Here is a 6311-nt window from a genome sequence, read left to right as displayed (position 1 = left end):
CAGCCTGACATTAAGCCCTAATTTTACAAATTTTCAGCTCAACATCCTCTTATACAGGCGGAGAGAGGAGCTTCGCTGTCACCTCTATCCGGTTTTTCCCAGTGTTCCCTCAACGCCCGTCGTGAAATTATCCGCATTCTGAAATGTTAGCTTGCTCCCATAATGGGATCAACTCAAATCTGTTTCCGCTGGGACGAGCGAGCCATCAGACGCAATTCCCCCTTGATGCCCGTCCCGCTTTAAGGCCAAACTCCGCCCGCTCAACCGTCACGCATCCGGGGAACCACAGGTCGCTCATGGGCTCTTTCAGTATCTGGCATTGGATCGTCGTTCTCGTGGTGGTCGTGCTGATCTTCGGCGCCGGCAAGCTGCCCAACGTCATGGGCGACGTCGCCAAGGGCATCAAAAGCTTCAAGCGCAACCTGAACGACGATAACGCCGACGGCGCCAAGCACGTCACCGACGACGGCCACGCCAAGGAGCCCCCGCGCCGCGATCAGGCCTGAACCACTCAAGCCGCCAGCAGCATCTCGATCAGCCGGTGAACCCTCAGCGCCTCGCGCCCATCGGCGCGGGGCTTTCGCCCCTGATCCAGCGCGTCCAGAAAGTCCGCCAGCACCGCCCGGTGATGGCTGTGGGAGAACGCCATCGGATCGGCGCCTCCCCCCAGCGTGCCGCCGTCGTCGCCGATCCGGATCGCCTCGCCGCCGGCCGGAAAAGCCTCCAGCCTGTCGCCGCTCAGGACAGCAGACCCCTTGGTGCCGGCGATCTCGATCCGCTCCGGAAATCCCGGATAGGCCGCCGTCGTGGCGTTCACCGTCGCCATCAGCCCGTTCGGCCAGCGCAGGGCGGCGCAGACCATGTCCTCGGTATCGATCCGGCGCAGCGGCGTCGTTCCCGAAAATCCGACGACCTCCGACGGCAGCCCCAGCAGGCTGACGAACAGGTCCAGCGTGTGGATCGCCTGGGTCAGCAGCACGCCGCCGCCGTCGCGCGCCTTCATGCCGCGTCCGGGCTGGCCGTAATACGCCTCGTCCCGCCACCAGCGCACCGATACCGCAGCCGTCAGCGGCTCACCCAGAACGCCCGCTTTCAGCAGCGCTGATAGCTCTTCCGCCGCACGGCGGAACCGATGCTGGAACACCATGCCGAGCGTCAGCCCGGCCCGCTCCATGACCTCGACCACTTCAACCGAGCCCGCCGGCGTTTCGGCAAGCGGCTTCTCCAGCAGCACATGCTTGCCGGCATCGGCCGCACGCCTCACCAACTCGACATGCTTGTCCGGCGGAGCCAGCACGATCAGCGCGGAAACGCTGGAATCGTCGAACAGGGCGTCCGCCGTTTCCACCACCGGCAGGCCATAGCGTGCGGCGAAGGCGATTCGCCGCTCCGGCGTCGGGCTGAAGGCTCCCGCCACCTCGACCCGGTCCGACAGGTCGAGCAGGCTCCGGATATGGGGCGGCGACGCCATCCCCAGCCCGATCACGCCGACGCGGCGCCTGTTCATGCCAGGAAGTCTTCGCGCATCGGTGCGAAGGTGTCCAGCAGGACGCCGGCTTCGACCGCGACCGCGCTGTGCAGCGCATCGGCCGGCACCAGGAAGCCGTCGCCCGTCCGCAGCCGCTCCGTCTTTCCGTCGATCGTGATGTCGAAGACGCCGCTTTCCACCATGCTGCACTGGATATGCGGGTGGCTGTGCTCCGTCCCGACCGCACCGGCCTGGAACTCGATCCGCGCCATCATGACGGCGCCGTTATAGCCCAGCAGCTTGCGGCGGATGCCGCCGCCCAGGTCCTGCCAGTCGGAATTCCGGTCCAGGATGAAGACGTCGCTCTGTCGGTCCGCCATATTTTTACCTCCCAAAGAAATCAGCGCGCGAGCCAGCCGCCGTCGACCGGCAGCGTCACGCCATGCACATAGTCCGAAGCGCGCGACGCCAGGAACACCGCCGCCCCGCCCAAGTCCTCCGGCTTGCCCCAGCGTCCCGCCGGGATGCGGCCCATGATCTCCGTGCTGCGCTTCTCGTCTTCCCGCAGCGCCTTGGTGTTGGCGGTGGCGAAGTAGCCGGGCGCTATCGCGTTGACGTTGATCCCGCGCCCGGCCCATTCGCAGGCCAGCAGCCGGGTCAGCCCGGCAAGCCCGCTCTTGGATGCCGTGTACGACGGAATCCGGATGCCGCCCTGGAAGGACATCATCGACGCGATGTTGATGATCTTGCCGGAATGCCCCGCCGCCAGCACATGGCGGGCGAAGGCCTGCGACAGGAAGAACACGGACTTCAGGTTGAGGTCCATGACCGCGTCCCAGTCCTCCTCCGTGAAGTCGATGCTGTCGGCCCGGCGGATCGTCCCGGCATTGTTGACCAGGATATCCGCCCGGCCGCTCCAGGCGGTCGCCTCCTCCACGATGCGCGGGATGTCCGCCAGCGTGGCAAGCTCGGCCTTGATCGCCAGGAACGGAGCGCCCGTCTCCGCCACCAGCGCAGCCGTCTCGTCCATCGAAGAGCGGCCGACGGCGGCGACACCCGCCCCGGCCCGCCCCAGCGCCACCGCGATGCCTTGTCCGATGCCGCTGTTGGCGCCGGTCACGATGGCCGTCATGCCGTGAAGGTCGAAGCTCGTGTCCATCTTCCGATCCTTCAACGCAGCTCGTCCATGCCGACCATGTCCATGTCGGTGAAGTCCTGGTTGTCGCCGGCCATTGCCCAGATGAAGGTGTAGTTGCTGGTTCCGACGCCGCTGTGGATCGACCACGGCGGCGAGATCAGCGCCTGCTCGTTGGAAACGACCAGATGGCGCGTCTGGCTCGGCTCGCCCATGAAATGGAACACCCGCGCCGTCTCGGCCAGATCGAAGTAGAAATAGACCTCGCAGCGCCGGTCATGCACGTGGCACGGCATCGTGTTCCACATGTTGTTCGGCTTGAGAACGGTCATGCCCATCACCAGCTGAGCCGTCTGGACGACTTCCGGGTGCAGCATCTGGTAGATCGTCCGCTCGTTCGACTGCGCCGGACTGCCCAGCTCGACCTTCCGCGCCGCCGACAGCGGGATCTTCATGCTCTCGAACCGGGCATGGGCCGGGGCGCTGTTCAGGTAGAACTTGGCCGGCTGGCCAGCGTCCAGGCTCTCGAACCGGACATCGACGCTGCCCATCGCCACGTACAGCGCGTCGCGCGGGTCCAGGTCGAACTTGACACCGTCGACCGTGACCCGGCCGGGACCGCCGACATTGATGACGCCCAGTTCGCGCCGCTTCAGGAAGGTATCCGACCCGATCGCCTTGTGCGTCTCCAGCGTGATCGGCCCCGCCACCGGCATGGCGCCGCCGACGACGAACCGGTCCACGTGGCTGTAGGTCATGACCGTCTCGTCGGCCTCGAACAGCGTCGGCACGAGGAAGTGCTCACGGAGCGCCTCTGTATCGAAGCCGCGGACGGCGTCCGGATGCGACGCGTGCCGGATGGTCATCTTCATTGTCGGTGCCTCTTGGTAAAGTGAATAGGAAAGGATCGTTGGATGTCGGGCCGAAGCCGCGTAGGTCGGTCTAGAGCGAAGCGGCAGCCGACAAGCAGGCGCGTCTATGTCGGCTGCCGCTTCGCTCTAGACCGACCTACGGCATGAGCCTCTTCAACAGTGACATCTTCGACTCTGGAATTACTCCGCCACGTTCGTGAAGTACTGGCTGTGACTGGCGCTCACCGCATCGACCGCCGTCCGAAGCCCGTCCAGATGGGCGGCGATGCTCCGCACCGCCCGCTCCGGATCGTGGGCGGCTATCGCCTCCACCACGGCGGTATGTTCGGAAATCACCCTGACAAGCCGGCCCGGTTCCGGCAGGGTCAGGCGACGGCAGCGGTCCACCTGGACCTTGACCTGCTGGATGACCGTCCAGAATCCCGGATACCCGGATATCTCCGCCAGCATCGCATGGAACGCCTCGTCCGACTGGTGGAAGCCTTCGTGATCGCCCGAGACCCGCATGCGTTCCTGAAGTTCCAGGTTGGCGCGCAACGCCCGGATGTCCGCCGCTGTGGCGCGGGAGGCGGCATGGCGCACCGTGCCTTCCTCCAGCGCCTTGCGGATCACGATCGCTTCCGGCAGCCGGTCGAGCGGGATGCGGGAAACATAGGTCCCCGACTGGGGAAACACTTCTACCAGCCCGTCGTCCGCCAGCCGCAGCACGGCCTCGCGGACCGGCGTCCGGCTGACGCCGTAGCTTTCGGCGATCTGCTTCTCCGCTATCGCCTCGCCGGGCTTGCGCTGCATCGAGACGATCTCGTCGCGCAGTTCACGGAAGACCACCGACGCCATCGTGGCGCCCCGCTGGGAGGAACGCAGCACCATTCCGCCGCGCCGCGCGGGCTTTGCTCCGTCCGTATGGTCCATGGTCGAGGTCATGTTCCAGCGCTCCCCTTGCTATACCGGCTGGTTATTGTACCGGCTGGCCGAGCACGAAGCTGGGCAGCCAGGTCGAGAAGCCCGGTATATAGGTCACGAACAGCAGGGCAATCGTCAGTGCGGCATAAAACGGCAGGATGGTCCGCATCACCTGACCGACCGTGATGCCGCCGATGGCGCAGCCGACGAACTGCGTCGTCCCGACCGGCGGCGTGTTGAGGCCGAGCGCGCAGTTGATCAGCATGACCATGCCGAACTGCACCGGACCCATCCCCATCTCCATCGCGATCGGCAGGAAGATCGGCGTGCAGATCAGGATCGTGGACGCCATGTCCATGAAGGTGCCGAGCAGGAACAGGATGATGTTGATCATCAGGAAGATGAACAGCGGGTTGGTCGTCAGTCCCGACAGCGCCTCTCCCGTCAGGTCCGCCAGCTCGTACAGGCTCATCAGGTGCTGCAGCGTGGCGGACAGCCCGATCAGCAGCAGGATGATGCCCGTCGTCTTGACCGCCTTGGCGGCGGCGACCATCAGCTTTTCCCAGGTCATCGTGCGGTAGATGACGAAGGTCAGGAACAGCGACCAGCAGACCGCGATGGCTGCGGATTCCGTCGGCGTGAAGATGCCCGTCGTGATGCCGCCCAGGATGATGACGACCACCAGCAGACCCGGCAGGGCAGCTACGAAGGTGACCAGGATCGTATGCCAGCCGTGCCACGAAGCGGCGGGATAGCCGCGCTTGACGGCCACGAAGTAGGCGGCGACCAGCATGCAGACCGTCAGGAACAGCGCCGGGACGATACCGGCCAGCATCAGGCTGGTGATCGACACCTTGCCGCCCGTGGCGAAGGCGTAGATGATCATGTTGTGGCTGGTCGGCATGAGTGCGCCGACCAGGGACGCGTGGGTCGTGACGTTGACGGCGTAGTCGGCGTCGTAGCCTTCCTTCTTCATCATGGGGATCATGACGCCGCCCATCGCCGAGACGTCGGCGACCGGCGAGCCGGACACTCCCCCGAACAGCGTGCAGGCGATCACGTTCGCCATGCCCAGGCCGCCGCGCACGTGGCCGACGGCGCTCTTCGCCAGATCGACGATCTTCTGCGCGATGCCGCCGTGGAGCATCAGCTCGCCGGAGAAGATGAAGAACGGGATGGCCAGGAACGAGAAGATGTTCATCCCCGAAACCATCCGCTGGAACACCACGGCGACTGGGATGCCCTCGAACGAGATGGCGGCGACGCAGGCGAGGCCGATGGCGAAGGCCACCGGGACGCCGAGAACCAGGAGGAAGCCGAAGCTGCCGGACAGGATCATCAGTGCCATGACGGCTCGACCTCCCTGTGCTGTAGGGTCGCGATGACGTGCTCGGTCGAGAACATGCAGATCAGCACGCCCGCCAGCACGACCGGGATGTATTGGACGCCCTGCGACAGCCCATGCAGCGTCGGCATGCTGTATTCCCAGACCGACATCATGATTTCCCAGCCGTAGACGACCATCGTCAGCGCGAAGACGATCGTCAGGCAGTGGATGACGATCTCGCAAACGCGCTGGGCGCGTTCGGGCAGCAGGACCACCAGCGATTCCATGCCGATATGGCCAGCATCGCGGACACCGGCCGCAGCTCCCAGCATCGTGACCCAGATGACCAGCAGCAAGGCCGTGCTTTCCGCCCAGACCGGCGTGTCGTTCAGGACGTAGCGGCCGAACACCTGCCACACGACCGAACCGACGATGCCGAACAGCCCGGCGACCGCCAGCTTCATGCACCACCGGCTGATCACGGCATTGACGGGCGTCAGGATCGGGATGGCCGCCTTCCGGGCCGTCGAAGGCGTGCCCGGCACGCCGTCGAGTTCACCGGCGGGGCGGCGCGGAACCATGACCCCCCTATGCGGGGCCAACGTT

Annotated in this window: 8 protein-coding genes; 1 reads left to right on the top strand and 7 read right to left on the bottom strand. The window is 65.4% G+C overall.

What is annotated here, in order from left to right; all coding sequences use genetic code 11:
- The first annotated feature begins 296 nt into the window (after nucleotides 1-296).
- Complete coding sequence (locus AC5JJ6_RS36275; RefSeq protein WP_496046691.1) at nucleotides 297-506, top strand: twin-arginine translocase TatA/TatE family subunit; 210 nt, start codon at nucleotides 297-299, stop codon at nucleotides 504-506.
- A 5-nt stretch (nucleotides 507-511) separates the two neighbouring features.
- On the opposite strand, the gene AC5JJ6_RS36270 is transcribed toward AC5JJ6_RS36275, so the two are convergent.
- From AC5JJ6_RS36270 to AC5JJ6_RS36240, 7 genes are all read right to left on the bottom strand, one after another.
- On the bottom strand, nucleotides 512-1507 hold the full coding sequence (locus AC5JJ6_RS36270; RefSeq protein WP_496046690.1) for a Gfo/Idh/MocA family protein: 996 nt from the start codon (nucleotides 1505-1507) through the stop codon (nucleotides 512-514).
- Nucleotides 1504-1848, bottom strand: a complete 345-nt coding sequence (locus AC5JJ6_RS36265; protein WP_496046689.1) for a cupin domain-containing protein — start codon at nucleotides 1846-1848, stop codon at nucleotides 1504-1506. The genes AC5JJ6_RS36270 and AC5JJ6_RS36265 overlap by 4 nt, the downstream gene beginning before the upstream one ends.
- Before the next feature lie 20 nt (nucleotides 1849-1868).
- Complete coding sequence (kduD, locus tag AC5JJ6_RS36260; protein ID WP_496046688.1) at nucleotides 1869-2627, bottom strand: 2-dehydro-3-deoxy-D-gluconate 5-dehydrogenase KduD; 759 nt, start codon at nucleotides 2625-2627, stop codon at nucleotides 1869-1871.
- Nucleotides 2628-2638: 11 nt separating this feature from the next.
- On the bottom strand, nucleotides 2639-3475 hold the full coding sequence (kduI, locus tag AC5JJ6_RS36255; RefSeq protein WP_496046687.1) for a 5-dehydro-4-deoxy-D-glucuronate isomerase: 837 nt from the start codon (nucleotides 3473-3475) through the stop codon (nucleotides 2639-2641).
- 180 nt (nucleotides 3476-3655) lie between these two features.
- Nucleotides 3656-4399, bottom strand: a complete 744-nt coding sequence (locus AC5JJ6_RS36250; protein ID WP_496046686.1) for a GntR family transcriptional regulator — start codon at nucleotides 4397-4399, stop codon at nucleotides 3656-3658.
- Between the two features lie 31 nt (nucleotides 4400-4430).
- Nucleotides 4431-5726, bottom strand: a complete 1296-nt coding sequence (locus AC5JJ6_RS36245; protein ID WP_044426687.1) for a TRAP transporter large permease — start codon at nucleotides 5724-5726, stop codon at nucleotides 4431-4433.
- The coding region (locus AC5JJ6_RS36240; protein WP_496046685.1) for a TRAP transporter small permease at nucleotides 5717-6311 on the bottom strand (595 nt) is incomplete at its 5' end. The genes AC5JJ6_RS36240 and AC5JJ6_RS36245, both read right to left, overlap by 10 nt.

Source organism: Skermanella sp., assembly GCF_059503625.1.
The sequence above is the reverse complement of the archived record's forward strand: the minus strand, read 5'-3'. Positions and strand labels throughout refer to the sequence as shown.

Excerpts from the sequence above, each read along its gene's own strand:
- AC5JJ6_RS36245 (WP_044426687.1), bottom strand. The coding sequence starts at position 5,726 with ATGGCACTGATGATCCTGTCCGGCAGCTTCGGCTTCCTCCTGGTTCTC.
- kduI (WP_496046687.1), bottom strand. The coding sequence starts at position 3,475 with ATGAAGATGACCATCCGGCACGCGTCGCATCCGGACGCCGTCCGCGGC.
- AC5JJ6_RS36250 (WP_496046686.1), bottom strand. The coding sequence starts at position 4,399 with ATGACCTCGACCATGGACCATACGGACGGAGCAAAGCCCGCGCGGCGC.
- AC5JJ6_RS36265 (WP_496046689.1), bottom strand. The coding sequence starts at position 1,848 with ATGGCGGACCGACAGAGCGACGTCTTCATCCTGGACCGGAATTCCGAC.
- AC5JJ6_RS36275 (WP_496046691.1), top strand. The coding sequence starts at position 297 with ATGGGCTCTTTCAGTATCTGGCATTGGATCGTCGTTCTCGTGGTGGTC.
- AC5JJ6_RS36270 (WP_496046690.1), bottom strand. The coding sequence starts at position 1,507 with ATGAACAGGCGCCGCGTCGGCGTGATCGGGCTGGGGATGGCGTCGCCG.
- kduD (WP_496046688.1), bottom strand. The coding sequence starts at position 2,627 with ATGGACACGAGCTTCGACCTTCACGGCATGACGGCCATCGTGACCGGC.